This is a genomic window from Microvirga sp. 2MCAF35, assembly GCF_052115545.1.
Taxonomy (GTDB): Bacteria; Pseudomonadota; Alphaproteobacteria; order Rhizobiales; family Beijerinckiaceae; genus Microvirga.
Genome location: NZ_JBFRGW010000001.1, coordinates 134,049 through 160,904, shown reverse-complemented (window position 1 = coordinate 160,904; position 26,856 = coordinate 134,049). Strand labels below are relative to the sequence as shown.

Below are 26,856 nucleotides of genomic sequence, written 5' to 3'. Positions count from 1 at the left end.
CTTGAAAATCCCTCGCGATTCGTACTGTTCCTGGTAGCGAAAGCGCGCTGCGGCACCATATAAGGGGCAACCGCAGTCTGCCCATGCGCGCGAGGCTGCTCCGTAGGGAAGGCTCCTGGCGCCGGTCTCCGGCTCTAAAGCCTCTCGGCTCTCACTCCGGGACCGTTTCAGCATTACCCGTCATCCAGGCATGTCCCGTCGTTCCCTTCCTCCGCAAGTGCGCGCGCGCGGCGTGACCGCCGTGCTCGGCCCCACCAATACCGGCAAGACCCACCTGGCCATCGAGCGCATGCTCGGCCACGACAGCGGCATGATCGGCCTGCCCCTGCGCCTGTTGGCGCGCGAGGTCTACAACCGCGTGGTGGAGAAGGCAGGACATCACAACGTCGCCCTGGTCACGGGCGAGGAGAAGATCAAGCCGGACCGGCCGCGCTACTGGATCTCTACCGTGGAGGCCATGCCGCGCGATCTCGATCTCGCCTTCGTGGCCGTGGACGAGATTCAGCTCGCCAGCGACCTGGACCGGGGCCACGTGTTCACCGACCGCCTGTTGAACCAGCGCGGGCGCGAGGAGACGCTTCTCATCGGCTCGGCCACCATGCGGCCCCTGATCGAGGCGCTGATCCCGGGCGTGCACGTGGTCACGCGGCCGCGCCTGTCGAAGCTCTCCTTCGCAGGTGAGAAGAAGGTGTCGCGCCTGCCCCGGCGCTCGGCCATCGTGGCCTTCTCGGCCGAGGAGGTCTACGGCATCGCCGAGCTGATCCGCCGCCAGAGCGGCGGCGCCGCGGTGGTGCTGGGCGCCCTCTCGCCCCGGACCCGCAACGCCCAGGTCGAGCTCTACCAGAACGGGGACGTGGATTACCTCATTGCCACCGATGCCATCGGCATGGGGCTCAATCTCGACGTGGACCATGTGGCGTTCGCGTCCGACAAGAAGTTCGACGGGTTCCAATTCCGCAAGCTCAACAATCCCGAACTCGCCCAGATCGCCGGCCGGGCCGGCCGCTACATGCGCGACGGCACCTTCGGCACCACGGGCCGCTGCCCGCCTTTCGATGCGGAAACCGTCGAGGCGCTCGAGAATCACACCTTCGACCCGGTGCGCATCCTGCAATGGCGCAATCCCGACCTGGATTTCTCCTCGTTGGCCCGTCTGCGCGATTCCCTTGGGGCGCAGCCGCGGGAGCACGGCCTCGTGCGGGCGCCCACGGGCGAGGACGTGACGGCCCTCGAGGTCCTGGCGCGGGAGGACGACATCCGGGGGATGACCCGCTCCCAATATGCCGTGGAACGGCTCTGGCAGATCTGCCAGGTGCCGGATTATCGGAAGGTTTCCCCACAGACCCATGCGGATCTCGTCGGCCAGCTCTATCGTTTCCTCATGAAGGATGGGGCCATCCCGGCCGACTGGTTCGCCCGCCATCTGTCCGCCATGGACCGGACCGATGGGGATATCGACACCCTCTCCAACCGCATCGCCCAGGTCCGCACCTGGTCCTTCGTCGCTAACCGTCCCGATTGGTTGAAGGATCCAGAGCATTGGCAGGATGTTGCGCGTCAGGTAGAGGACAAGCTATCGGATGCGCTCCATGAACGCCTCGCCCAACGGTTCATCGACCGGCGGACGAGCGTTCTCATGCGGCGCTTGAGAGAGAAAACGATGCTCGAAGCGGAAATTACGACCACCGGCGACGTCACCGTCGAGGGTCAGCATATCGGTCACCTGCACGGCTTTCATTTCGTGCCCGATCCCCAGGCCGACACCACGGAGGCCAAGACCCTGCGCAACGCGGCCAGCAAGGCGCTCGCCGGGGAGATCGACGCGCGGGCGGACCGGTTCGCCGAGGCTCCCGATGCCATGCTCGTGCTGTCGAACGACGGCACGATCCGCTGGATGGGCGACCCGGTCGCCAAGCTGGAGGCCGGCGACAAGCTGTTCGAGCCCCGTGTGCGCATCCTCTCGGACGAGCATCTCACGGGCCCGGCCCGCGAGAAGGTGGACACCCGCCTTCGCGCGTGGCTGAAAGCCTATGTCGTGCGTCTGCTCGGGCCCCTGCTGCAGCTCGAGGACAGCGCCGAGCTGACGGGCCTTGCCCGCGGCATCGGGTTCCAGATCGGCGAGGCCCTGGGTGTCCTGGAGCGCGCGAAGGTTCTCAACGACGTACGCAGCCTCGACCAGGATGCCCGCGGCGCCCTGCGCAAGGCCGGCGTCCGGTTCGGCGCCTATCACCTCTATCTGCCGGCTCTCCTGAAGCCGGCGCCCCGCGTTCTGGCGACCCAGCTCTGGGCCCTGCAGAACGGCGGCCTCGAGCAGAAGGGCATCGACGAGATCGCCCATCTCGCCCAGTCCGGCCGGACGTCGATCCCGGTCGATCCCGAGATCGGCCATGGTCTCTATCGGGCGGCGGGCTTCCGTGTGCTCGGCGGCCGTGCCGTGCGCGTCGACATCCTGGAGCGCTTGGCCGACCTGATCCGCCCCGCCATCGCCTACCGTCCCGGCATTACCCCGGGCGAGCCGCCGGCCGGTGCAGCCGATGGGGAGAGTTTCGTCCCGACCGTGTCCATGACCTCGCTCGTGGGCTGCGCGGGTGAGGACTTCGCCACGATCCTCAAGTCCCTCGGCTATGTGATGGAGCGTCGTCCCGGCCCGGCCATCACCGTGCCGCTGGTCGAGGCTCCGAAGGCTGTCGAGCCCCAGGCCATCACGCCCCCGGCCGCTGCCACTGAAGCAGAAGCTCCCGCTCCGGTGGAGCAGACTGCGACCGAGACATCCGAAGCCGCTGTCGGCTCGGAGGAGGTCGGCTTCTTCGCCGTCGAGGCTCCCGAGGCGACCGTGTCCCAGCCGGAGGTGGAAGCGAGCGCCGCCGAGGCCGTGGCTTCGCCGGAAGGCCAGCTTTTAGCTCCCGCCGACGCTTTGGCCGAGGCTGCAGCGGCTGAAGCCCCCACTGAGCCCGAGATGATCGAGGTGTGGCGCCAGGGCCGCCGCCATCACGAGGGCGGGCAGGCCCGGCATGGCCGCGAGGCCCGTGGTGGACGCAACCAGGAACGCGGCGAGCGTCGCCAGCGTCAGGGCGGCGAGGCCCAGGGCGAGGCCGGTGAGCGGCGTCCGCGTCCCGAGCGCCGCGAGGCGCAAGGGGAGGGCGGGCGCCCGCAGAACCGTCCGCCGCGCGGGCCCGGCCGTGGAGAGGATCGTCGCGGCGAGGACCGCCGGGGGCCCCGTCCCGACAAGCGCCCCGACAACCGGCGCGAAGGTGGCCATGAGCGCCGCGAGAAGCAGCCGGACCCGAACTCGCCCTTCGCCAAGCTGATGGCCCTCAAGGCGCAGCTCGAGGACAACAAGAAGTGAGGATGTGACGCGCATGCGTGAGGACCGGCAGCGGCTCGACAAGTGGCTGTGGTTCGCACGCTTCGCGAAGACCAGGACGCTGGCGGCCAAGCTGGTCACCGGCGGCTTCGTCCGGCTCAACGGCCTGCGCACCGACAATGCCGCCAAGGCGGTGGCGGTCGGCGACGTGATCACCCTCGCGCTCGCTCGGACTACCCTGGTGGTCCGGGTCGAGAGCCTCGGCGAGCGGCGCGGCCCTGCGCCGGAAGCAAGGCAGCTCTACATAGATCTCAGCCATGACAACGCGGCGCTTGTCAGCGACGGCGACAAGGGCTAGAGCGGCGGCATAACGCCGTTTTGTTGACTTACGAACAGACCCTCGAAGGACCGTTCATGACCTACGTCGTCACTGAAAATTGCATCAAGTGCAAATACATGGACTGCGTCGAAGTGTGCCCGGTCGATTGTTTCTACGAGGGCGAGAACATGCTCGTCATCCACCCCGACGAGTGCATCGATTGCGGCGTCTGCGAACCGGAATGCCCCGCCGAGGCGATCAAGCCCGATGCGGAGCCGGGCCTTGAGCAATGGCTGAAGCTGAATGCCGACATGGCGAAGAGCTGGCCCAACATCACCATCAAGAAAGATGCGCCCGCCGACGCCAAGGAGTTCGACGGCGTTGCGGCCAAGTTCGAGACCTATTTCTCGGCTAATCCGGGCGAGGGCGACTGACGCCGGACAGGAGAGAGGTCCGCCTATCGGGCCGCTGTCCATCGTCTTTCACGTTCATGGCCTTGCCTGGATCGGAAACGGGAACCAGTTTCCTCACGATGCGTTAGCTTTGAAAGCGCGGCCATAAACGGACCTGCTTAACGCTGTCCTTTGAAATATTTTTGCTTTTTCGGCCGGACTGTGATAGGGTCCGCAAATGCCGTCGCTTGCGCTCAAGCCGTGCACCGTCCCTGCAGACCGGCGGTTCACATCATTGAAGCAAAGATTCGCGTCCTTTGACTTAAGGGAGCGTTGCTGCCCTGGTCAAGGGTATGAGCGTATTTAGCCGCTGGCTTACATCAGGGAGACGAGCGGAATAGTCAAGTTCCGTGACGCTCAATCTCGATCCTCGTTCCCCTGGGTCCCTGCCCAGTGGAGCCAAAGCTCCCTCGCTGCAAGCGAGGGCCATGCAAGGAGGCCTCTCTCGCATGACAACCGCCAAGAAGTCCGCCCAGCGCCTTGGGTTCAAGTCCGGTGAAGCGATCGTGTATCCCGCTCACGGTGTCGGCCGCATCACGGCCATCGAAGAGCAGGAAATCGCAGGCTTCAAGCTGGAGCTCTACGTGGTCTCCTTCGACAAGGACAAGATGGTCCTTCGCGTTCCGACCGGTAAGGCTTCCAGCGTGGGCATGCGCAAGCTTGCCGAGCCGGCCCTGGTGCAGAAGGCTCTGGACGTGCTGACGGGTCGTGCCCGCGTGAAGCGCACCATGTGGTCGCGCCGCGCGCAGGAATACGAGGCCAAGATCAATTCCGGCGACCTGATTGCCGTTACGGAAGTCGTGCGCGACCTTTACCGCTCCGAGGCTCAGCCCGAGCAATCCTACAGCGAGCGTCAGCTCTACGAATCCGCCCTCGACCGCGTGGTTCGCGAAATCTCCGCCGTCAACAAGATCACCGATACGGAAGCCCTCAAGCTCATCGAGCAGAGCCTCGCCAAGTCTCCGCGCCGGGTGAAGGGCGCTGAGGCGGATGCCGAGGGCGACGACCTTCAGGAAGAAGCCGCCTGATCCGAAGGCGCCTTCCGTCACTTAAAAAGCCCGGCTTGAAGCCGGGCTTTTTCGTGTCTGAACCCCTTGTTTTCCAAGGGACGGAATCTATTTTGCAGAACTCGGCTGTTAGAAGTGAACTTTTTGCGGCCTCGCTCGTTGTGTCTCTGCCAAGGGAGAGCACACAATGGGAGAAATCTCAGGGGTTCGCCGCCGGTTCGTCCGCGCTGCCATGAATGCACCTTTTCTCGAAAGGGAAGAGGAGCACCTTCTTGCCGTGCGCTGGAAAGAGAACCGCGATGAAGCGGCACTTCATCAACTGACTGCTGCTCACATGCGCCTCGTGATCGCACTGGCAGCCCGTTTTCGTCACTATGGCCTGCCGATGGCCGATCTCGTTCAGGAAGGCCATGTGGGGCTTCTCGAAGCCGCTGCCCGATTCGAGCCTGAACGCGAAGTTCGTTTTTCGACCTATGCGACCTGGTGGATCCGTGCCTCCGTGCAAGATTACATCCTTCGCAATTGGTCAATCGTTCGCGGCGGAACGAGTTCCGCCCAGAAAGCACTTTTCTTCAACCTGCGCCGTCTGCGTGCCCGCCTGACCCGTGGCGGCGAGGAGCGCATTTCTTCCGACGTGCATGCGAAGATCGCCGAGGCAATCGGCGTGTCCAAAGCCGACGTGGCTCTCATGGACGCCCGCCTCTCGGCCCCCGACACATCCCTCAATGCGCCGGTTCTCGATGCCGATGCGGGCAATTCCGCAGAGCGCGTGGAGTTCCTGGTCGACAACAGCCCGTTGCCGGACGAGAGCGTCACCGACGTGATCGACACCGAGCGTCGCGTGCGCTGGCTCCAGCAGGCGCTGGAAGTGCTCAACGAGCGTGAATTGCGGATCCTGCGCGCTCGCCGCCTCGACGATGAGCAGGTGACCCTGGAATTCCTGGGCGACCGGCTCGGGATCTCGAAGGAGCGTGTGCGCCAGATCGAGAATCGGGCGCTTGAAAAGCTCAAGCGCGCCTTGGTCGAAAGGTATCCCCAGGCTTCAGGGGCCTTCGTTTAACCACCCGGCAAGGCGAGCATTCCCATCGGCGAAGCGGGCAACCGCTTCGCCGATTTCATTTTGGAGCATCGAACGCAAAAGCGGGTGCCGGTTTTTGCCTGAAAAGATGCTTTAGAAACGAGAAGACTTACTCGACGACGATCTTGTAGCGCTCGCCCACCTTGAGCGTATCGTTCCTGTTGAGGCCGTTGAGCAGCAGGAACTTGTCGAGCGCCCGGTCGACGGGCATCCGGGCCGCCAGGGTCTGCACCGTGTCGCCCCGCTGGGCGGTGACGACCTGCAGCTTCAGCGGCCTGATCCGACGGGCTTCGTCGGGCTGCACTTGCCGGACGCTGTTGAGGGTCTGCTGGAAGATCCCCTCCAGGTCTCCCCTGTTCCCGCGGGTCGCCATGATGAGCCGGAAGGTGGTATTGCCGATCCGGACGGCCGAAAGACGGAAGGTCCATTCCTTGCCGTTGGACAGGGCGGTGACGACAGGCAGGCCGTTCACCATGCCCGTGGTCAGGGTGCCGGGCTCGATCGTATCCGTCCAGGTGGAGCGCAGCACATCCTCGAGGCTCTGTCCGATCGGCGTATCGGCGGCATCGAACAGGAGGCGGCGTTCTCCGTCGCCCGAAGAGCCCAGCACCGCCTGGGAGGTATTCTCGAGAGTGAAGCCCTCTGGTGCCTCGAAGGCGACGCCGAGCCTCGAATGGATGAACCGGCGGCCCTTCACGACACCGTCGGCTGGATCGTCCCCATAGGAGAGGCCGTCGAGTGCCGTCAGGTAGGCGAGGCGCCCGGTTTCGCCCGTTCCCTGCATGCCCGTGCGGCGCGCCGCCTGGAGCGAGCGCGCCACCCGGTCGTCGGTGCGCGGGTGGGAGGCGTTCCGCTCGGCGGTGGAGGAATCCGAACTGGCGCTCGAGCGTCCGAGGGCCGTCAGGAAACGCGAAGCCCCGTAAGGATCGAAGCCGGCCCGGGCCAGGACCTTGACCCCTGTCTGGTCCGCCTCGAGCTCCTGCGCGCGCGAGAAGCTGGCCAGGGCCGAGCGAGCCTGGTTCTGCGCCATGGCGGCTTCCTCGGCATCGTTCAGCACGTTCTCGGCCACGCGTTCGATCAGGTCTGAGCGGGCCTGCAGCTCGCTGCGCTGGGACGCGTGGCGCAGTGTGACGTGCGCGATCTCGTGCGAGAGCACGGCGGCGACCTCGGAGGTGTCATTGGCGAGGGCCAGGAGCCCGCGTGTCACGTAAAGGCGCCCGTTCGGCAAGGCGAAGGCATTGACCACGGGCGAGTTGAGGATCGTCACCTGGAAGGCTTCGTCGGGCCTGTCGGTGGCCATGACGAGGCGGTTCGTGACGTCGGTCAGCATCTGTTGGAGCTGCGGAGCCCTGCCTTCGCCACCGAATGCCCGCACGAGCCGGAGATGGTCCCGGTCGCGGTCCGGGCCGATCACCCGCGGCGCGTTGGCCGGCAGCGAGACATCGCCGCCGAATCCCGAGCAGCCTGCAAGAAAGACTGCAAGCATCACGCTGCCGAGGATCGGGAGACTACCTTTTCGACCTGTTCTGCTCATGCTCGTTCATCGTGGCAGGCGCTCGCCTTCAAGGCGTTCGATCATGTCCGGGATGACGATGGAGAAGGCTGTCCCCTGCCAAGGCTGCAAAACGCCCCGGGCCCTGATCCGTTGGCCCTTGAGCGCTTCGGCGCCCATGCCGCGGTCGGACATCTGCCTCCAGGTCTTCCTAGGAATGATGATCGTGAAGTCTTCTGCCCATTGCCCCCCGAAATTCAAATAGGTCCGCTGCTTGCGCTCGCCGATGCTTCTGACGCGACCCTCGACCAGGATGAAGGTGCCGATTCGGTCCCGCAGACGCTCGGGTTGGCCGACGTCCATGGGCTTATAGCGGTCATCGGCCCAAAGACCAAGGCGTCGTTCGCGGGCGGTCGCCTCCAGGGCGAGCAATTCGGGCTGGCAGAAGGTATCGTCCAGGCTGGCATCCGTGATCGCAAGGCCCGCTTCGACTAGTCCGTGACTCCAATCGAGGGGAGGGACCGTGCCGCCTGATCGGATTCGGACGGATTTCCTGCCCCAGCGGTCGGAATGCCCTGTCGCTTGAACAAGGGTGGGCTCGCCTGCGCGCTCCCGGAGCCAGCCGAGGGCCTGATCGCGATAGGGCGGCGCATCCGGAATCCGGATCCCGGCGAGCCGGGCTGGACCGAGGGAGACCAGAACGAGATCGCCTTCCGGAGAGAGACCCTGCAGGTGGTCCGGCCGAGCCTCGGCGGAGCAGACGGCTCCCGGCCGCTCGCCGGGGGCGGACCGGGCCGATCCGACAAGACAGGCGAGCGCGAGTCCGGCCCCGAGGCCGATGGTCAGCGATGTCCGCAGGGCCGATCCCGTCATGAGACGGGATCATACCCATTCGGAGCGAAACGGCTACGCTTGTTCTACCACCGGATGACCACGACCCTCTGGCGTCCGTTGCCCAGTTCCACCGCTTCCGTGCCCTCCGCCTTGCGGTTCTGCGCCTTCGCGTCCTCGATGATTTCGATTTCGGCCACGTGGGCCGCAAAGGCCTCATCCACCTCGGCGACACAGAGAAGGGTGTCGGGGGGAAGATTCTCGACCTGTTTCAGGAAATCGCGAAGCGTCTGCGCCATGATATGCCTCCGGTTCCTTCTCAACCGGGTCAGGCCAAGCTGGGTTCCTTGCAGCCTCGCAGGCGTGGACGCGATGAACTCTCCCCTGAAGGGGCTTGCAGGCGTAGAATGGGGGGCGCCGGTCGCGCAGCAACAGGAGGTGAGCCATGAATGGGCATCGCACTCTCGCCTGGTTCGCGTGCAGCGTCATCTCGACATTCGGCTTCATCGTCCCGGCATCCGCCCAGCATCAGGGCATGGCGGGCTCCATGAGCGATGAGGACATCATCAAGAGCGCCATGGCGGCGGCACCGCCCGCCGTCGCCAAGGACGCGACCATCGTGGATGTCTCGCCGGACGGAAAAACCCGTGTCGTCCGCAAGGGGACGAACGGCTTCACCTGTCTGGCGGACAATCCGAACACGCCCGGGCCGGATCCCATGTGCGGCGATCAGAACGCCATGGAATGGGCTCAGGCCTGGCTTGAGAAGAAGGAGCCGCCGCACAACAAGGTCGGTTTCTTGTACATGCTCTCCGGTGGCACGGATGCCAGCAACACCGATCCCTATGCCCAGAAGCCCGATCCCAACAACAACTGGATCGAGACCGGGCCTCACGTGATGGTGGTCGGGGCCAAGGGCATGATGGAGGGCTATCCCCGCGCCCCGAAGCCCGACACCACCCAGCCCTACGTGATGTGGCCGGATACGCCCTACGAGCACCTGATGCTCCCGGTTCGGGCGCCGGAGCCCATGACCCGGTAGCCCTTCGCCCGGGCCGCCGTGCCCCTGACCGGCGACACGACGGCCCCGGTCCACTGTGCTTTGGCCGATGCTCGTTGCGAATGAACGGCCACATCCCCCTGGAATGACCCTGCCGACCGTGCTAAATCCCCTGTCCTTACGCGGTCCCGTAGCTCAGCAGGACAGAGCAGCGGTTTCCTAAACCGAAGGTCGGAAGTTCGAGTCTTCCCGGGATCGCCAGTCTTTTCGAAGCACCAGATCAGCCTCGGTACTGCTCGTCGGTGACATGCTCCAGCCAGTCGACGGGCGAGCCGTTGAGCTTCTCCTGGATGGCGATGTGGCTCATGGCCGTATTCGGCGATGCGCCATGCCAGTGCTTCTCGCCCGGCGGGAACCAGACCACGTCGCCGGGATGGATTTCCTCGATCGGACCGCCCTCGCGCTGAACGAGGCCGAGGCCCGTCATGACGATGAGAGTCTGGCCGAGAGGGTGCGTGTGCCAGGCCGTTCGGGCGCCGGGTTCGAAGGTCACGAGGGCTCCGGCGACGCGAGCCGGGTCCGGCGGGCTGAACAGGGGATCGATGCGAACGGTCCCCGTGAAATACTCCGCCGGTCCTTTGCCGGAAGCTTGAGAGCCAGCTCTCTTGATATCCATGGTTTCAATCCTCGTCGTGCTCGGAATGGCTGCTGTCGATCATGAATTTAGGTGCAGCAGGTCCAGACGATAAGACGTCAGGATCTGCATGGGCTTATCAGGTGCGCTTATGAATGCCGACCGAGAACCTGAACGATCTCTTCGCATTCCTTGTGGTCGCCAGAGAGCGAAGCGTCACCGCGTCCGTCAGCCGCGAAAGCGAAGCGCTTCCAGCACGACGGCAAAGGCTGGGGCATGCTGCCGGCTGCTTGGGTAATAGAGGTGGTAGCCGGGGTAGGGTTCGCACCAGTCTTCCAATACCCGCACGAGCTGTTTCTTCCTGACAGGCTCTTCGACCAGGTCCTCCGGCAGGTAGGCAAGCCCGAGCCCCTCCAGCGCCGCACTGCGTGCAAGCTCCAGGCTGTTGACCGCAAGCTGGCCCTCGACCCGAACGTTGATTTCGCGGCCTCGCCTCTCGAATTCCCATGGAAAAAATCCGCCCCGCGTGACGCGCCGCAGATTGATGCAGCGGTGGCCGGTGAGATCTTCGGGCCGTTTCGGCACCGGTCGCGACTTGAAGTAGCCCGGGGTGCCGACGATCGCCTGCCGCATTTCCGGCCCGATGCGCACCGCGATCATATCCTTCTCGACGAACTCACCCACCCGAACGCCGGCATCGAAACGCTCGCTCACGATGTTGGTCAGGCCTTCGTCGGTCACGAGCTCGACCGCGATGTCGGGATATTGGCGCATCAGCTTCGACAGCTTCGGCCAGAGCAGCGTCTCCGCCGCATGCTGGGTCGAGGTGATGCGGACGATGCCTGACGGTTTGTCCCTCAGCTCCGTCAGCGCCAGCAGGCTTCCCTCGATCTGGTCGAATTGCGGCGCGATGCTGCGCAGAAGGCGCTCGCCGGCTTCTGTGAGCGCAACGCTACGGGTGGTGCGGTTCAGGAGCCGCACGCCCAGCCGCTCCTCAAGCACTCTCATGGCCTGGCTCAGGGCCGGCTGGGACACACCCAGTCGCACGGCGGCGCGTGTGAAATTGCCTTCCTGTGCAACAGCGGTGAAGGCAACCAGATCGCCCACGGTCTCGCGCAACATTCATAAATCCTACTTATAGGCGCATGTTCAATATAGCACCTAATCCTATGAGTTGGCACCCGCTAAATTGATTTACGAGAACAGAGAGGCTTGGCTCGAAAAGCCGCCGTGCAGGTGTTCGTCGGTCACGGTCACGGCGCGGGGAAGCGGCCAGGCACATCAGGAAAGGACAATGAGATGAAGGAAGTCGCCTTAAGCCTCGCAATCATGCTGGGTTCGGTTTCCGGCTTTGCCGTCGGCGCCTCTCCGGTGCGCGCTCAGGATCTGTCGAACAGCGCCGACAACTTCTACAGAAGCGACAGGGTCGACGTGAAGAGCGTCACTTTCCAGAACCAGTACGACATGAATGTTGCGGGCCATCTCTTCACGCCCAAAGGCATGCAGCCGAACGCGAAGCTGGCCGCGATCGTCGTCGGGCATCCCATGGGCGCGGTGAAGGAGCAGAGCGCAGATCTCTACGCCACGAAGATGGCTGAGCAGGGCTTCGCGACCCTCTCGATCGACCTCTCGTTCTGGGGTGAGAGCGAGGGTTCACCGGGTCACCTGGTGGCGCCGGACATCTATACGGACGACTTCAGCGCCGCGGTGGATTTTCTGAGCACGCAGTCCTTTGTCGATCAGGGGCGCATCGGCGCACTCGGCATTTGCGGGAGTGGCAGCTTCGTCATCAGCGCGGCCAAGATCGACCCACGTCTCAAGGCGATCGCGACGGTCAGCATGTATGACATGGGTGCGGCCTTCCGGAACGGGCTGAAGCATTCGATCACGCTCGAACAGCGCAAGGAGTTCATCCGGAAAGCGACGGCTCAGCGCTTGGTCGAGTTCGCCGGCGGCGAGACCGTTTACATTCCCGGCACCGTCAACGAGCTGACGGCGGATACCGACCCCGTCCAGCGCGAGTTCTTCGACTTCTATCGCACCTCGCGCGGTGCCTATACGCCCAAGGGCGAGAAGGCCGAGCTGACGACGAAGCCGACCCTGAGCAGCGCCGTCAGGTTCATGAACTTCTACCCGTTCAACGACATCGAGGCGATTTCCCCGCGGCCGATGCTCTTCATCACCGGCGACAAGGCGCACTCGAAGGAATTCAGCGAGGACGCCTACAAGCGGGCCGGAGAGCCGAAGGAGCTCTTCATCGTCCCGAACGCCGGCCATGTGGACCTTTACGATCGCGTCGACCTGATCCCGTTCGGCAAGCTGACCGACTTCTTCCGCGGCAACCTGAACTCGTAAGCCGCTCAGGGCCTGACGACCACTTCCAACCCAGCACGTCCGGAAGCCGGCGAGGATCTCCGGACGTGCTTCCCAGCAAGGATCCATCATGACGCACACAGACACCATGGCAACGAGCCTATCTGCCCCGGATAGAGCCGCTTGGAGCGCCGTCTTCGCGCTGACGCTCTGTGTCGCGACCTTGATCGCCTCCGAGTTCATGCCGGTCAGCCTCCTGACCCCCATCGCGTCCGACCTCGGGGTGAGCGAGGGAGGTGCCGGACAGGCGATTGCCATCTCCGGGTTGTTCGCCGTTCTCACCAGCCTGTCGATTTCGTGGCTCACGCGTGGCATCGACCGCCGCTCGGTGCTGCTGGGCCTCACGCTGCTGATGATGATCTCCGGCGCCATGGTCGGCTTCGCGCCGAACCCCGCCATCTTCATGGCGGGCAGGGCGCTCGTCGGAATCGTCATCGGCGGGTTCTGGTCGATGTCGGCGGCGACCGTCATGCGCCTAGTACCTGAGGCTCAGGTGCCGCGGGCTCTCGGCCTCCTCAATGGCGGCAATGCGCTCGCCGTCACGGTCGCGGCGCCGTTGGGGAGCTTCCTCGGCCAGTATATCGGCTGGCGCGGCGCTTTTTTCGCCGTCGTGCCTCTCGCGGCCGTTACACTCGTCTGGCTGTTCGTCAGCCTGCCGTCGATGCCGGTGACGAAAGTGCGAACCGGAACCGTCTTCCGCGTCCTGCGCCGCCAGAACGTGCCGCTCGGCATGGCCGCCGTGTCGCTGTTCTTCATGGGCCAGTTCGTCCTTCAGACTTATCTGCGCCCATTTCTCGAGACGGTCACCGGCGTGAACACGTCCGTGCTCTCGTTGATTCTCCTCGTCATCGGCGCCGCCGGCATCGTCGGCACCTCTCTGATCGGGTTCTTGCTCAAGGCGCGGCTCTACAGCCTGCTCGTCATCCTGCCGCTGGTCATGGCCGCGATCGCTGGCGCGTTGATGCTGCTCGGCCATTCGCCCTTCGCGACGACCTCGCTGCTCGCCATGTGGGGTTTCGTCGGTACGGCAGCGCCGGTCGGCTGGTGGACGTGGCTCAGCAAAGCGCTTCCCGATGATGCGGAAGCCGGCGGTGGGCTCATGGTTGCCGTGGTCCAGCTTGCGATCGCGCTTGGCGCATCGTCCGGTGGCCTGCTGTTCGACCATGAGGGATATCAAGCGACCTTTGCGTTCAGTGCGCTCGTTCTCGTGATGGGGGCAGCCGTTGCGGGGCTTTGTGCCCACCGGGTCCGATCGGATATCTCCGGACGGAACCAATCATTGGAGGAGTGCTTGCCATGACAGCTCAGTCGTTCTCGCCGCTACGCCGTGCTCTCCTCGGTGCGATGGCTGCGAGCGTTGCCCTGCCGAGGCGATCCTTCTCGCAGCAAAGGAACGATCCAACACGTCAGGAATCAACTCACATGAAGATCAGATTGACCTTTAACGATCAGGCTCTGATCGTCATCCTCCACGACAATCCGTCAGCGCGAGATTTTCTATCCCTGCTGCCGCTCGATTTGACGATCGATGACTACGGCAACAACGAAAAGATCGCCTATCTGCCGCGCAAGCTAACGGAGCAGGGCAGCCGGGCATTTGACGACGCGGCGCCCGGTGACTTCGGATATTTCGCTCCATGGGGCAATCTCGCGATGTATCATGGGAGCTACCGCTATTCGGAAGGGGTGATCCGCCTCGGCCGCTTCAAGGGCAGTTTCGAGCCCTTGCTCACCCGCGGGAAGTTTCCGCTCAGGATCCAACGCATTCCCTGAATGAAGGTTGGCGGCGCCTCAAAATCCGCGTGTGGGCGTCTCCGACTCATCCAACGCCCGACTGAACTCCGAGACCGGAAGGCAGACCGGCAATAGGAGAGGCGCCATGATCAAGGACAAAGCCGTCATCGGCGCCGGCGCATCGTGCGGCATGCCCCTCAGGGCCCGCATGACGCGCTAAAACATTTCTCGGTGGAGGGGATCCGCTTCACCGTCGAAAAATGCGGCACAGAAAAGGAGAGCTGATTCCACGCCATTGGAAACAGCTCTAGCGCATCGTGCGGAAAAGTGGATCCGGTTTTCCGCTCACAACGATGCGCTCTTCCAGGAGTGGAGCATCGGACCCAAAAGTGGGTCCGATGCTCCAGGCTCCCTCAGCCTTTCACGAAAGCGAGCAGATCCGGATTGATGACGTCGGCATGGGTCGTGAGCATTCCGTGCGGGTAGCCCTCGTAGACCTTGAGCGTGCCGTTCTTCAGCAGCTTGATCGACTTCAACGCGGCGTCCGCTATCGGGACGATCTGATCGTCGTCGCCGTGCATCACGAGCGTCGGCACCGAGATCGCCTGTAAGTCCGCCGTCTGGTCGGTTTCCGAAAAGGCCTTGATGCCTTCGTAATGCGCCTTGGCCGAGCCGATCATGCCCTGGCGCCACCAGTTCTGGATCACGCCCTGATAGACCTTCGCGCCTTCGCGGTTGAAGCCGTAGAAAGGACCTGATGCCACGTCCAGATAGAGCTGGGCCCGATTGTCGGAGACGCCTTTGCGGAAGCCGTCGAACACCTCGATCGGCAGGCCTTCCGGGTTGCTCTCGGTCTTGAGCATGAGCGGCGGAACCGCGCTCACCAGAACCGCCTTGGCGACGCGGCCTGCGGGCTCGCCGTGCTTTGCCACATAGCGGGCAACCTCGCCGCCGCCCGTCGAGTGGCCGATATGGACGGCGTTCCTCAGATCGAGAGCTTCCACCACCGCGAAGGCGTCGGCGGCGTAGTGGTCCATGTCGTGGCCTTCGCTGACCTGGGCCGAGCGGCCGTGTCCACGCCGGTCATGGGCGACGACGCGGTAGCCGTGCTGCAGGAAGAACAGCATCTGCGTGTCCCAGTCATCGGCGGAGAGGGGCCAGCCGTGGTGGAACATGATCGGCTGGGCATCCTTCGGGCCCCAGTCCTTGTAGAAGATTTCCGTGCCGTCCTTGGTGGTGATCGTCGCCATGGGAGTCGTTCCTTTCGCTTGGGTGGGAAGTGCCGCCGCTGCCGCCAGGGTGTCGCGGCGGGTCAGGGGATTGGAGAACGGAGTGATGCGGACGTCGGGATCTCTCCTTGATCAGGTTGCGGTGGGTTTTCCGTCCGGCCTGTCGATGCCGAGGAAGTGCTGAACCAGCGGTGCGCCCGGTCCCTGGTGGAAGCGGCGAGCCTCTGTCTGAATGTCCGCGTCGGTCTTGGAGATGCGCCTGTGCTGGCGCATGTGCTCTGCCCAGGACTCGACGAAGAACCACTCGACGATGTGTTCCGGATCGGCTGCGCTCTCGGAGATGCCCCAGGCATAGGCTCCGTCCCGGCGCCGTTCCTCCGAGAGCCGATACAAGGCCGTCAGGAAGGCGAGACGGTCGTCTTGCAGGATCCGATAGGTGATCATGATCAGCACCGGCCCCCGGTCGTGCGCCACGGGCTCGGCCATGGCAGGCTCTGGCCAATGCAGGGAGGGCGTGAGGTCGCCTTCCCCCGAGGGCAGCGGCGCCCGATGGGCCAGGATCCCGCTCAAGGCCAGAACGGCTCCGGCGACGAGAAGAGTGGTATCGGTGCCGATCTCCTGGGCCACGAGGCCCCATCCCAGGCTTCCAGCCGCCATGGCGCCGTTGAAGGCCGTGAGATAGATCGCCAGTCCCCGGCCCCGGATCCAGTTCGGCAGGATGGCCTGCATCGTCCCGTTGAGGGTGGTCAGAATCGTGATCCACGCGATCCCGAGCACGAAGGTCGCGATCAGGCCCACGGCTTCGAAATCCGTCAGCGCGAGGAGGATGGTCGCTGCAGCGGTGATCAGGGTCGCGGCGAGCACCAGACCATCCTGACCCAGGCGGGCACGGGCCTGAGGCATCATCAGGGCGCCGCAGATCGCACCGGCACCGACGCTGCCGAGCATAAGACCGTAGAAGCCCGGACCACCGCCGATCTCCTGGCGAGCCACGAGAGGCAGGAGGGCCCAGACCGCGCTGGCAGAGCCGAAGAACAGGATTGCGCGCCAGAGGATTCGATGAAGGCTGCGGCTGGCACGGGCGTAGCGGACGCCAGCCCGCAGGGCTCCGCTGAAATGCTCCCGCAAGCCATCCTCGGCGCCGGCATCACGCTTCCACCACAGGAGGGCGGCGCTCACGACCACGTAGGTCAGGACGTCGATTCCATAGACGGCGGCTGCGCCGAGGCCCGCCAGAATGAAGCCGCCGAGAGCCGGACCGATGGAGCGGGCAATGTTGATGCCGAGAGAGTTGAGCGCCACCGCGCCTTTGATATCGGCCCTGGGCACGAGCTCCGGTGTGATCGCCTGCCAGGCCGGGGTTGCCAGCGCGGCCCCTGTGCCTCCCAGGAACGTCAGCAGGATCAGACCCTCCACCGTGGCGTTGCCTGTCCAGGCCAGGAAGGCGAGGGAGGAGCTGACGAGACCGAGGCCGATCTGGACCATGATCAGGAAACGGCGGCGGTCGAGGATGTCGGACAGGACGCCGGCCGGGATTGCGAACAGAAAGACGGGCAGGGTTCCGGCGGCCTGGATCATCGCAACCGCCGCCGGCGAGGCCGAGAGGTCCGTGACGAGCCAGGATGAAGACACATCGCGCATGAAGGTGCCGATGTTGCCGAGCACGGTGGCGGCCCAGATGACCGCGAACAGCCGGTGATGCAGGGGCGCGAAGGTGCTGGGCGACGGGGCGGCACCCTTTGCCATGCTGGTTTGGGCTTCGATCATCGGCGCTGCCTCGCGCTATTGACGAACAGGGCTGAAGCAGCCAGCCCGCCGACGATGGCAACATGCTCGAAGAAGGTGGCGGTCTGGTGTCCGCGATCCGGTCCGTCGAAGGTCCAGAACGGATGCGCCAGGAGCGTGGCGAGCACCACCATCAGCCAGAGATCGAGCGTTGAGCGAAGCCGGGTCCCGAGTGTCACGAGGCTGGCCAGATAGAGAAGCACCGATGCGACCGGGACATAGTGCCAGAGCGGGGTGACCTCTCTCGCATCGCGCATGAAGGCCGGAAGGTCGTCCGCTCGGAGGACCGCAGCGAGGACCAGGAGCAACACCACGCCGGCAACGCCGGCCGCCCGACCCATGATGGCCCTGCCGAGTGAGCCGCTGATACGGTCCCGAGGCTTCCGGTCCTTCGTGAGAGCATAGGCGAGGATGAAGACGGCAAAGCCGAGGCGCCTGCTGGCGGCGATCACGGCCGTGACCTGGATATCCGGGTCCAACCCGAGCGCGGTGAAGACGCCGGGAAAGGTGAGGGACCATGGGATGACCAAAAGGCCGGAGAACAGGTAGCCGGTGCCCAGGAGAAGCACGGCTCGCGAGCGGTCGACCGAGAACAACGCGAAGAGAAAAGCCGCCGTGAGCAGCTCGATGAGAAAAGCCGCGGCTGCATAGGCCGGGATCAGGATCTCGGTTCCGGGGAAGCCGACATGGGCAAAGGGAGCAACGAGAAGCATCGCGGCAATCAGAGCGGCCAGGATCCCCACGGCCAATCGCCGCTGCCGGCGGTTGGGGATTGCGGTCGACAGCAGGAACGGGTGTCTGCTCTGCGCTTCTGCCATGGATGCATCGCGACTGTCATCGTCGCGAGGTGATACGGGATTTGCTGATCAGATGGAAGGATACGCGGGACATACCACGAAGCAGGAACTCGACGTCCAAGGGAGATGCGGAAGCCGGGGCGCCAGTTTTTCAGCGCCTGTCGTCTCTCATCGCGCCACCCGCGCAACGGCCGCTTTGGCGTCGTCGAGATCGGGGGCGTCGATGTGGCGGTAGCAGGCCTGGATGAGGCCGAACAGGCCGAAGGCGAAGAGGCCCAGGGCCGTGAGGCCCAGGAGCACCCAGCCGTAGGGCTGCCGTTGCAGGGCCTGCAGCGCGCCGCCGAGACCATGCACGTCCGAGGACGAGGCGTGGAGGGCCGCCAGGATCAGGAAGCCGCCGATCATCAGGAACACGACGCCGCGGGCGGCGAATCCCATGCGGCCGAGCGTGACGAACCAGTCACGCTTGTCGCTGGGCAGCGAGAGGCGCTCTGCGACTTTCCCCCGCCAGGCTTTCCAGAGGAAGGCGAGGCCCGTTCCCGCCACCGCGAGGCCCACGAAGCCGACCAGCCATTGGCCGAAGGGCTGGCTCATGAGCCAGGCCGTCCAATCCTGGGCCGCCTTGTCTTCGCCGCCCCCCGAACTGCGTCCGAGGGCGAGATTGAGGGCCGACACGGCAAGTCCCGCATAGATGATGCCGCTGATCAGATGGGCTCCCCTGGTGCCCCAGCCCTTCGCGTCGGAACCACGGCGATCGGCATCGGTCAGCGCCTCCAGCACCCGCCAGGCGCAGAAGCCGAAGAGGCCGAGTGCGATCAGGATCAGCCAGAATTTGCCGAAGGGTTGCGAGAGCAATGTCTGCAGGGCGCTACGGCTGCCACCCGTCTGTCCGCCCGAGCCGATGGCGGCGAGAAGCGCGAGACCGCCGACAAGCCCATAGACCACTCCCCGTGCTCCATAGCCGAAACGGGCCAGGGCCTCGACGGGGTTGGGACTGATCCGGGGCATGGCGGGCGGCTCCTTTGTGTCAGGGGTGAACCGTCCAGCCTTCGTCAATGTTCCTCAACGTGGATGATCCGGAACCGGGCTGCTCTGCCGGCGCCAGATCGTCAGGACAGCGGCCATGAGGACCGGGCCGAGGAAGAGGCCGATCAGGCCGAAGGTTTCGAGGCCGCCGAGAATACCGAAGAGGGTCCATAAAAAGGGAATATGCGCTGTTCCGCCGATCAGGGCCGGCTGGACGAGATTGTCGCCGATCAGCATGACGGCAGCGCCCCATGCGACGACGCCCGCGGCCGCGAGAATGGATCCGCCACCGAGAACCAGCACGATCGCGGCGGTCACGAACGCAAACCAGGCCCCCATCGGCAACATCGCGAAGGCGGCGGTCAGAAATGCGAACAGGACGGCATGCGGCACGCCCGCAACCACGAAGCCGATGCCGATCAGGACGGCTTCGCCCACGGCGACGAGGATCGTCCCGTTCACTGTCCCGCGCACGGCGGACGCCATGGTTTCCGCCAGGCGCTCGCCCGGTGCGCCGAACCAGCGGTCGATGGCGGCCAGCACGTGCTGGCCGATCTCACGGCCATGGCGCAGAAGCATGAACAGGACCAGGAATGTCAGGAAGGTGTGCAGAAGGCGCGTCACCAGCGCCCCGCCGAGAGTTCTCGACCACTCGGTCAGGGTTTGGCTGTCGAGGCCGCTCAGGAGCTGCCCGGCGGATTCCGGCCGTCCCAGATGCGCCTGCCACCACGTGTCCAGATGCTGCCCGAAGAGCGGAAGGCGATGGACCCAGTCCGGCACCGGCATGCCGTTCTGCTGCAGCCGCGCGAGCCATTCCATGACGAACTGGCTTTCCCGTCCGATTTCGGTCAGCACGAGGGCGACCGGCACGAGGAGGAGAACGGCCAGCGCGATGGTGATCAGCAGAGGGGCGGCGAGGTGCGAGCCTCCCAGGCGGGCTTGGAACCGGCGATAGAGCGGCCAGACGCTGATGGCGATGATCGCCGCCCAGCCGATGGTGGTGAGATAGGAGCCGATCATCCAGAGAGCGAGCCCGACGAGCGCCACCGCACCGACAAGGCGCGTGACCCGCCGGGCGCGGGCATCGGGAGCATCGCCGTCGAACGGCTGGGAAAAAGGAGCCGCGGCTTTCTCTTGCATAAAGGGAATCTAGGCTTCCTCGGCCGCAGGCCAATGGCGCGTCAGCGCTTTGCCATCCGGCGGGCCAGGGTTACGGCATCCTCTGCGAGGGGCGGACCGGCCAGCAGGAGCAGCAGGAGAGCGAAGGGAAGCGCGAACAGGAAGCCGATATGGCTGAATCCGATGGCGCCGACGACGCCTCCGATGAAGAACGAGGCGAGCAGCAGGACGAGCAGGCGCAGCTTATCGCGGTCCGCCTCGATTCGATCCGGATTGTGAGCGTTCCGGTTCCAGTAGAGAAGCTTGCCGAGTTCGATGCCGATATCGGTGACGATGCCCGTCACGTGGGTGGTGCGCATGCGCGCGCCCGAGATCTTCGTGACGGTGGCGTTCTGCAGGCCCATGATGAAGCAGAGCAGGGGGATCGAGACGGCGACGAAACCCGGCGACGGAGGGGCGAGCCAGCCCAGGATCCCGAAGCCGAGAAGCAGGACGGACTCGACCATTAGTGGCATGGCGTAGCGGCTGCCCAGGTGATGACGCCGCCCCCAGTTGATCAGCATGGCCGAACAGGCCGCTCCCATGACGAAGGGCACGAAGCCAAGGAGGCCCAGGCTCGCCAGCCCGAGCGAGCCCAGGGCGAGATTGTCGGCCATGGAGGAGAAGATGCCGGACATGTGCGACGTATACTGGCCGACGGCGAGGAACCCGCCGGCATTGATCGCGCCGGCCACGAAGGTGAGGGACATCCCCAACAGCGTATCCGTCACGGTCGTGCGCTCGAATGCCGCGATGGTCTTCACCGCCCGGATGGTGAAGTCGCGCGTTTCCGGCTTTGTCGATTGGGCGCTCATCGCAGCCAGCTTAGTGCATCGCGCGAAAAAAGGGATCCGGCTTTCGTCGCGACGCGCTGAGCGGGCTGCGTATGGATGGCCTGCGTGCGTTACTGTGCAACGCCGGTCGAAACGGAAGCGCGCCGCTCCATGGGCGGGATACGGAAGGTTTTGGTGATTTCCGCCTCGCCCACGGACTCCGCGAGCGACGAGCCGCCCACGAAGACCTGAATGGTGCCGGCCTCGACGGTATAGGTGCCGTCATCGAGATGAAAGCCGAGGGATTCGACGGGGACGCGCAGGGTTACCTGCTTCGTCTCGCCGGCCTTGAGGGCGATCTTCTCGAAGGCCTTCAGCTCGCGCAAGGGTCGGCTGCGGCTTGCCACCGGATCGCGCGTGTAGAGCTGCACGACTTCCTGGCCGTCGCGCGCGCCCGTGTTCTTCACGGTGACGGAGACCTCCAGAGCTTGGCCCTCGTCGAGCTGTTGCGTTGCAATCTTTGCATCGGAATAGGCGAAGTGCGTGTAGCTCAGGCCCCAGCCGAAGGGGTAGAGCGGCGTGATCGCCTCGTCGATATAATTCAGGGTGAAGCGGTTGTTCGGCAGAGTAGGGCGGCTACTGGGGAGACGATTGTAATAGAACGGAAGCTGCCCCGTGGCGCGCGGCCAAGTGAGCGGCAACTTGCCGCTCGGGTTCACGTCGCCGAACAGCACGTCGGCCACGGCGGGGCCCGCTTCCGTGCCCGGATACCAGACCATCAGGATCGACGGAATGCGGTCCGCCACCGGGCCCAGCACCTGCGGACGTCCGCCCATGATGACGAGGGCGACAGGCTTGCCGGTCTTGGCGAGTTCCTCCAGCACCTCGATCTGCTTGCCGTTGAGCTCCAGATGAGCCCGGGAGGCCGCTTCGCCGGACAGTTCCTGCGGCTCGCCGAAGACGGCGATCACGAAATCCGACTGCCTTGCGGCCTCGAGCGCGGCGGGCAGCGCGTCCGTATTGCGGCAGAACAGGTCGCAGGCCGGCGCATGCCGTACGGCAATTCCCGCGTTCTGCGCGTGATGGCGGATACCTTCGAGGATCGTGACGCTGTCCTCCTTGTGGCCACGTGCTGCGTGAGGGCCCATCTGGTCCTGCGCCGCATCGGCGAGCGGCCCGACGACCGCGATGGAGCGGACCTTCGACGGGATCGGAAGCACATCGTCCCGGTTCTGCAGCAGCACGAAGGTTTCGCGGGCAACCTCGCGGGCGGCCTGACGCGCTTCCCGCGATGGGAATTCCGAATCCACACGGGAGGAATCAATATCGGGACGATCGAACAGGCCCAGGCGGAACTTGGTGCGCAGCACGCGCCGCACGGATTCGTCGATCACGCTCTCCGGCACCCGGCCGGCGCGCACCTCGTCGGGAAGATGCTTGATGTAGAGCTGTCCCATCATGTCCATGTCGACGCCGGCGAGGATCGCCTTGCGGGCGGCCTCCGCGCCATCGGCCGCGATGCCGTGATTGATAAGCTCGCCGATTCCGACCCAGTCGGAGGTCACGAAGCCGTCGAAGCCCCACTGGGTGCGCAACACGTCCGTCAGCAGCCACGGATTCGCCGTCGAGGGCTCGCCGTTCAGGGCGTTGAAGGCGGCCATGAAGCTCGCCGTGCCCGCTTCCACCGCCGCGCGGAACGGCGGCAGATAAGTGTCGTACATCTCCGCGCGCGGGATGTAGGTCGTGTCGTAGTCACGCCCGCCCTGTGGAGCACCGTAGCCCGCGAAATGCTTGGCCGCCGCGGCGAGACCGCCCTTGCGGAAGCCCTCCACGCGGGCCGCCGTGAGGGCGGCGCCGAGGGTGGGATCCTCGCCGAAGCCTTCGACGATGCGGCCCCAGCGGCTGTCGCGCGACAGGTCGGCCATGGGCGCGAAGGTCCAGTTCACGCCGACATAGGACGCTTCCCTGGCGGCCCGTTCGGAGGCGAACCGGGAGACGCGCGGGCTGAAGGCTGCGGCCTCACCCAATGGCAAGGGAAACTGGGTGCGGAATCCGTGCAGGACATCGAGCCCGAAAAGCAGCGGGATCTTGAGGCGGCTCTGACGGACCAGCGCCTGAGCGCGCGCCACATCCTGGGCGCTGTTGAAGTTCAGGACGGCGCCGGCCTTCCCCTCGGAGATGTCCTCCCAGCGCAGCGGCGGGCCATGGGAGACAAGATTCAGCTGGCCGACCTTCTCCTCCAGGGTCATCTGGCCGAGAAGCTCGTTCACGCGGCGCTCGATGGCCTGATCTTGGAGTTCCTGGGCGCCTGCCATCGGGAGAAACGAGACCGTGAGGACCAATGCAAGCGCCAGTTGCGTCAAGCCGGGGACATCAGAAAGCCGCACAATTATCTCCTTTTTGGAACGATAACACTTAATCGCGAGGTCGCCCTCGCTTGCCGCCTGTTCGTGCTACATAAGATAGGTCTGCAAGTGGCGTCTGAGGGCCGTCAGGTCAAATCATATTTTAGAAAAGCCTTATGCATCTGCTGCCAGTCTCATTGAAGCTGTCTCTGCTGAGCCTGTCCGGTGCCCTGATCATGTCGGGCTTCGCGCTGGCGGCTGCGGCCTATGTCAAGAGTTCGGCCCTCGTTGCCGCGGCGGCCGGGCTTTTCCTGCTGCTTGCCGCCGGGGCTCCCCTGCTGATCGGACGGCAGATCAAGCAGGCCCTCCGCCACAGAGATGACGGTGCATCCGACGAACTCACCGTGTTCGAGGACGTGACGGCCGCTCCCTTCGAGCCGCCCGCCGAGCCTCTCCTGTCCTTCGCCGAGTTCTCCGCCTTTGAGGAGACGCCTGCCGCCGACGAGGACGACGCCTTGCGCCGCATGCAGAAGGCAGAGGCCGTCGACCGGCTGCGGGACGGCATCGCTCACGACCTCAACAACCGGCTCATGGTGATCAGCGCCAACATCGATGCGGCGGCCCGCCAGCTGAAGGATCAGCCGATCCTGCAGCGCAAGCTGCTCTCCGCCCTCGTGGCCTCCGACCAGGCCGCCAAGCTCATCGCCCAATCGACGGCCTTCGCCAGGCAGGGCGAGGCCAAGGTGCAATACGTGAACATTGCCGAGCAGGTGAGCTCGGTGGCCAATCTCATGAGCCATTCCCTGCTGCGCGACACGGTCGAGCTGCGGGTCTCCCTTGAGGACGATCTCTGGTCCATCGAAGCCAACCCGGACGACATCCAGACCGCCATCGTGACCTTGAGCGCCCATGTCCGGGATGCCCTGCCTCAGGGAGGCACCATCACGCTCGAAGCCCGGAACGTGCAGGTTGACAGAGGCTCGTTGCCGGACCTGACGCGCGAGGGCGACTTCGTGCAGCTCGCGATCCGCAGCACTGGCCCTGAGGAGGTGCGCCATGCTCCGGAAACCGATCTGGAACAATCCTTCTCCGTGCGGGATCTCGACCTGTCCTCCTGGCTGTCCCTGCGCCAGAGCCTGCACTTCCTGCAGGATCTTGGCGGCACATCGGAAGTGCGGCGGGACGAGGGCGAAACCTCGATCATCCTCTACATCCCTCGGACCGATGCGGCGACCCTGCTGCCGTCAGGCTCCTTGAGCGAGGATGACGGGCCGGACGAGAGCGTGCAGACCCACACGGAAATCCTGGTCGTGGATGACGAGCTCGAAGTCGCGCTCGCGCTGCAATCGACCCTGGAGGAATTCGGCTACGTCACCAGCATCGCCACCGATGCGGCGCAGGCCGTGAAATCCTTGAGCGTGCGCAGGCCCGCCCTCGTGCTCGCCGATGTGGCCATGCCCGGAACGATGAACGGCGTCATGCTGGCGCGTGAAGTGCGGCAGGTCTTCCCGAGCCTGCCCGTGCTGCTGATCACCGGCAATCCCGACGTTGCGGGCGGGGACAGCGAATTTCCGCTGCTCCAGAAGCCGATCGTCAGCCGCGACCTTCATGGGGCGATCCAACGGCACCTGAACGTGCACAGCGACAACAAGGTCATTCCGTTGTTCCCGCGCACCTCGAGGCGGGCGCGCTGAATCATTCGGCAAGCGCCGTTGCGGAGAGTGAAGCCGAAGCCTCCCGCGCGGCTTCGGCCAGAGCCGCGAACAATCGCTGCTGCGGCTTTTTCCAGACCAGAAGTTCCGGATGCCATTGAACGCCGAGCAGGAACGGCGCGCTTTCGCTCTCGATGGCCTGTACGATGCCGCTCTCGTCCCGAGCGGCGATCTTCAACCCCTGCCCGAGGCGGTCGACCGATTGGTGGTGCAGTGCGTTCACCTGACAGGGATTGCAGCTCAGGATCCGGTCCAGCTGGGAGCCGCGCTCGATGGTCACGGTCTTGCGCGGCAGGATCGTGCGCATCTTCGGCGCCTGGACATAGACCTCATAGATGTCCGTGTGCAGGGTGCCGCCGAGCGCCACGTTGATCATCTGCGATCCGCGGCAAATGCCGAGGATCGGCAGCCCCGCCGGCAGCGCCGCCTTGAGCAGGCCGAGTTCCAGCTTGTCGCGTTCGGGGTCGATGCGCACGTCGGGCAGAACCTGCCCGCCGTAGATCTCGGCGCCGATGTCGTCGCCGCCGCCGATCACGAGCCCCTGCAGGGGCTCCGCCGGCAATAGATGGCCGGGCATCAGGCGGACGGAGCGGGCCCCCGCACGATAAAGCGCTAGCCGATGCATGAGGTAGCTGCGCCACCCGCCATGTCTTGACGTGGTGACGCCGATCAGGGGGCTCGTCATGACCGTACGATCTGCTCCACCACGTTGGCCCAGCTCTTGTCCTCCCCCTCGAACGACAGGTACGCCGCGCCGACCGCATCGAGTTTCTCGCGGTCCGCGGCCAGCCGCTCGACGCAGACCCACCGGTTCCAGTCCGGCGCGATGCTCCAGCCGGGGTCGCTCACCCGGGCGTCGGGCAGGCGGTAATGGAAGGTAGGACGCCCGTTGATCTTCTCGTTCGGCAGGACGGCACGCACCCGCCCAGCATCGAAATGATGCAGGAGCGGCAGGAGATCGAGGTCCCGGTTCCGGGTCGCGTTGTAACCGAGATAATCGTCGATGAAGGCGGGAATGTCCGGCCAGTAATCCGGAGCGGCGATCCTGCGGACATACTCGGCCGGAAACGGATCGGCAAAGCCCAGTAGGTTGCGCGTGGCGTCCGGCGAAGCCTCGCGCCGGAGCCATGGATTGAGCAGGGCGAAGCTCTTCATGAAGGCCGTGAGGGTCGCCGCATCCCGGCGCGGGATCTCCGGGTTGAAGTGCAGCCCGAAGGCGTAAAAGGGCGCATCCTGCGTGCCTCTTGCGCCGACCCGGCGCAGGATTGCCAGGATCCGGTTGAGTTCCTGCAGCCGGTCGACCGGGATCGGTGCCGTGACGAGTTCGCAGGGAACGAGATAACGGGCCGCGAAGCCGAACAGGGCAGCAATCTTGGGCAGGACGCCCTTCTGCGTTCCTGCCTGCTTGCCCGGATGCAGGATTCGGCTGTCGAGTTCCACCGACAGGTCGCCGATGGACGATTCCTTCAGGGCGAAGGCATGCGGATCAACCTCGATGAGCCGGCCGCCGAGCGCTTCCTGCAGGGCCTGCACGGTCCTTTCGGCGGAGGGACCCACGAACTCGATCTCGACCCCGACCGTGCGCATCTGCCCCTGCTCGTTGCGCAGGATCGGCGGCAGGGCGAAATCGATCTCGGTTGTAAGCGCCGGCTGCGCCATCGAGGACTCCGAAAAAAACACGGAAACGTGAGCAATGGGATGAACGGGCGCGCTTCGGCTCAGGTTCCTTGATCCATGAGCACTTCCTCACATCGCACTTCCTCCCACCGGAGGTGTGGCTTTCCGGCTTCGCGTTGGCTACAAGCGC

The 26,856-nt window shown here is 65.0% G+C and carries 24 protein-coding genes and 1 tRNA gene; 11 read left to right on the top strand and 14 right to left on the bottom strand.

What is annotated here, in order from left to right:
- Positions 1 to 190: 190 nt before the first annotated feature.
- The 5 genes from AB4097_RS00730 (at position 191) to AB4097_RS00710 (ending at position 6,142) form a co-directional block, all read left to right on the top strand.
- A complete protein-coding gene (locus AB4097_RS00730; RefSeq protein ID WP_442036249.1) occupies positions 191 to 3,346 on the top strand; it encodes a helicase-related protein in 3,156 nt (1,051 codons plus the stop codon).
- A 13-nt stretch (positions 3,347 to 3,359) separates the two neighbouring features.
- Positions 3,360 to 3,662: an RNA-binding S4 domain-containing protein gene (locus tag AB4097_RS00725; protein ID WP_442036247.1), complete on the top strand. Its 303-nt coding sequence runs from the start codon at positions 3,360 to 3,362 to the stop codon at positions 3,660 to 3,662.
- A gap of 56 nt (positions 3,663 to 3,718) precedes the next feature.
- The gene (gene fdxA, locus AB4097_RS00720) at positions 3,719 to 4,057 is read left to right on the top strand and encodes a ferredoxin FdxA (RefSeq protein ID WP_442036245.1); all 339 of its coding nucleotides are present in this window, start codon (positions 3,719 to 3,721) and stop codon (positions 4,055 to 4,057) included.
- A gap of 467 nt (positions 4,058 to 4,524) precedes the next feature.
- On the top strand, positions 4,525 to 5,103 hold the full coding sequence (locus AB4097_RS00715) for a CarD family transcriptional regulator (RefSeq protein WP_442036243.1): 579 nt from the start codon (positions 4,525 to 4,527) through the stop codon (positions 5,101 to 5,103).
- A 166-nt stretch (positions 5,104 to 5,269) separates the two neighbouring features.
- On the top strand, positions 5,270 to 6,142 hold the full coding sequence (locus AB4097_RS00710) for an RNA polymerase factor sigma-32 (RefSeq protein WP_442036241.1): 873 nt from the start codon (positions 5,270 to 5,272) through the stop codon (positions 6,140 to 6,142).
- A 127-nt stretch (positions 6,143 to 6,269) separates the two neighbouring features.
- Here AB4097_RS00710 and AB4097_RS00705 read toward each other — a convergent pair whose 3' ends face one another.
- From AB4097_RS00705 to AB4097_RS00695, 3 genes are read right to left on the bottom strand one after another with little or no spacing between them, the layout of a single operon-like run.
- Positions 6,270 to 7,694, bottom strand: coding sequence for a M48 family metalloprotease (locus AB4097_RS00705; RefSeq protein WP_442036240.1), 1,425 nt, complete (start codon positions 7,692 to 7,694; stop codon positions 6,270 to 6,272).
- A 6-nt stretch (positions 7,695 to 7,700) separates the two neighbouring features.
- A complete protein-coding gene (locus tag AB4097_RS00700; RefSeq protein ID WP_442036238.1) occupies positions 7,701 to 8,525 on the bottom strand; it encodes a thermonuclease family protein in 825 nt (274 codons plus the stop codon).
- Between the two features lie 44 nt (positions 8,526 to 8,569).
- The gene (locus tag AB4097_RS00695; RefSeq protein ID WP_442036236.1) at positions 8,570 to 8,782 is read right to left on the bottom strand and encodes a sugar phosphorylase; all 213 of its coding nucleotides are present in this window, start codon (positions 8,780 to 8,782) and stop codon (positions 8,570 to 8,572) included.
- Between the two features lie 146 nt (positions 8,783 to 8,928).
- On the opposite strand from AB4097_RS00695, the gene AB4097_RS00690 reads away from it, so the two are divergent.
- Complete coding sequence (locus AB4097_RS00690; protein ID WP_442036234.1) at positions 8,929 to 9,525, top strand: hypothetical protein; 597 nt, start codon at positions 8,929 to 8,931, stop codon at positions 9,523 to 9,525.
- A 142-nt stretch (positions 9,526 to 9,667) separates the two neighbouring features.
- Positions 9,668 to 9,744, top strand: a tRNA-Arg gene (locus AB4097_RS00685).
- Between the two features lie 19 nt (positions 9,745 to 9,763).
- Here the strand turns inward: AB4097_RS00685 and AB4097_RS00680 are convergent.
- Both AB4097_RS00680 and AB4097_RS00675 read right to left on the bottom strand, forming a co-directional pair.
- Complete coding sequence (locus tag AB4097_RS00680) at positions 9,764 to 10,159, bottom strand: (R)-mandelonitrile lyase (protein ID WP_442036232.1); 396 nt, start codon at positions 10,157 to 10,159, stop codon at positions 9,764 to 9,766.
- 186 nt (positions 10,160 to 10,345) lie between these two features.
- Positions 10,346 to 11,239 carry a LysR family transcriptional regulator gene (locus AB4097_RS00675; protein ID WP_442036230.1) on the bottom strand — a complete coding sequence of 298 codons (894 nt, stop codon included), beginning with the start codon at positions 11,237 to 11,239 and terminating at the stop codon, positions 10,346 to 10,348.
- A gap of 177 nt (positions 11,240 to 11,416) precedes the next feature.
- Between AB4097_RS00675 and AB4097_RS00670 the strand changes: the two genes are divergently transcribed.
- The 3 genes from AB4097_RS00670 to AB4097_RS00660 all read left to right on the top strand — a co-directional run bounded on the left by AB4097_RS00670 (position 11,417) and on the right by AB4097_RS00660 (position 14,263).
- Positions 11,417 to 12,472, top strand: coding sequence for an alpha/beta hydrolase (locus AB4097_RS00670; RefSeq protein WP_442036228.1), 1,056 nt, complete (start codon positions 11,417 to 11,419; stop codon positions 12,470 to 12,472).
- An 88-nt stretch (positions 12,473 to 12,560) separates the two neighbouring features.
- Positions 12,561 to 13,790 carry an MFS transporter gene (locus AB4097_RS00665; protein ID WP_442036226.1) on the top strand — a complete coding sequence of 410 codons (1,230 nt, stop codon included), beginning with the start codon at positions 12,561 to 12,563 and terminating at the stop codon, positions 13,788 to 13,790.
- Complete coding sequence (locus tag AB4097_RS00660; protein WP_442036224.1) at positions 13,787 to 14,263, top strand: cyclophilin-like fold protein; 477 nt, start codon at positions 13,787 to 13,789, stop codon at positions 14,261 to 14,263. Before AB4097_RS00665 ends, AB4097_RS00660 begins: the two co-directional genes overlap by 4 nt.
- A gap of 374 nt (positions 14,264 to 14,637) precedes the next feature.
- Here the strand turns inward: AB4097_RS00660 and AB4097_RS00655 are convergent, their stop codons facing one another.
- From AB4097_RS00655 to AB4097_RS00625, 7 genes are all read right to left on the bottom strand, one after another.
- Positions 14,638 to 15,474, bottom strand: coding sequence for an alpha/beta fold hydrolase (locus tag AB4097_RS00655; protein WP_442036222.1), 837 nt, complete (start codon positions 15,472 to 15,474; stop codon positions 14,638 to 14,640).
- 111 nt (positions 15,475 to 15,585) lie between these two features.
- Positions 15,586 to 17,220 carry an MFS transporter gene (locus AB4097_RS00650; protein WP_442036220.1) on the bottom strand — a complete coding sequence of 545 codons (1,635 nt, stop codon included), beginning with the start codon at positions 17,218 to 17,220 and terminating at the stop codon, positions 15,586 to 15,588.
- Positions 17,217 to 18,056, bottom strand: a complete 840-nt coding sequence (locus AB4097_RS00645; RefSeq protein WP_442036218.1) for an MASE4 domain-containing protein — start codon at positions 18,054 to 18,056, stop codon at positions 17,217 to 17,219. The genes AB4097_RS00650 and AB4097_RS00645 overlap by 4 nt, the downstream gene beginning before the upstream one ends.
- Before the next feature lie 147 nt (positions 18,057 to 18,203).
- Entirely contained in the window at positions 18,204 to 19,043 is an 840-nt protein-coding gene (locus tag AB4097_RS00640) for a DUF1206 domain-containing protein (protein ID WP_442036216.1), read from the bottom strand.
- Positions 19,044 to 19,097: 54 nt separating this feature from the next.
- A complete protein-coding gene (locus tag AB4097_RS00635; protein WP_442036214.1) occupies positions 19,098 to 20,201 on the bottom strand; it encodes an AI-2E family transporter in 1,104 nt (367 codons plus the stop codon).
- A 41-nt stretch (positions 20,202 to 20,242) separates the two neighbouring features.
- Positions 20,243 to 21,034, bottom strand: a complete 792-nt coding sequence (locus AB4097_RS00630; protein ID WP_442036212.1) for a YoaK family protein — start codon at positions 21,032 to 21,034, stop codon at positions 20,243 to 20,245.
- Positions 21,035 to 21,123: 89 nt separating this feature from the next.
- The gene (locus AB4097_RS00625; RefSeq protein ID WP_442036210.1) at positions 21,124 to 23,379 is read right to left on the bottom strand and encodes a glycoside hydrolase family 3 N-terminal domain-containing protein; all 2,256 of its coding nucleotides are present in this window, start codon (positions 23,377 to 23,379) and stop codon (positions 21,124 to 21,126) included.
- Positions 23,380 to 23,513: 134 nt separating this feature from the next.
- Between AB4097_RS00625 and AB4097_RS00620 the strand changes: the two genes are divergently transcribed.
- Positions 23,514 to 25,031: a response regulator gene (locus tag AB4097_RS00620; protein ID WP_442036208.1), complete on the top strand. Its 1,518-nt coding sequence runs from the start codon at positions 23,514 to 23,516 to the stop codon at positions 25,029 to 25,031.
- A gap of 1 nt (position 25,032) precedes the next feature.
- Here the strand turns inward: AB4097_RS00620 and AB4097_RS00615 are convergent, their stop codons facing one another.
- Positions 25,033 to 25,734: a gamma-glutamyl-gamma-aminobutyrate hydrolase family protein gene (locus tag AB4097_RS00615; protein WP_442036206.1), complete on the bottom strand. Its 702-nt coding sequence runs from the start codon at positions 25,732 to 25,734 to the stop codon at positions 25,033 to 25,035.
- A complete protein-coding gene (locus tag AB4097_RS00610) occupies positions 25,731 to 26,708 on the bottom strand; it encodes an amidoligase family protein (protein ID WP_442036204.1) in 978 nt (325 codons plus the stop codon). The genes AB4097_RS00615 and AB4097_RS00610 overlap by 4 nt, the downstream gene beginning before the upstream one ends.
- Between the last annotated feature and the right edge of the window lie 148 nt (positions 26,709 to 26,856).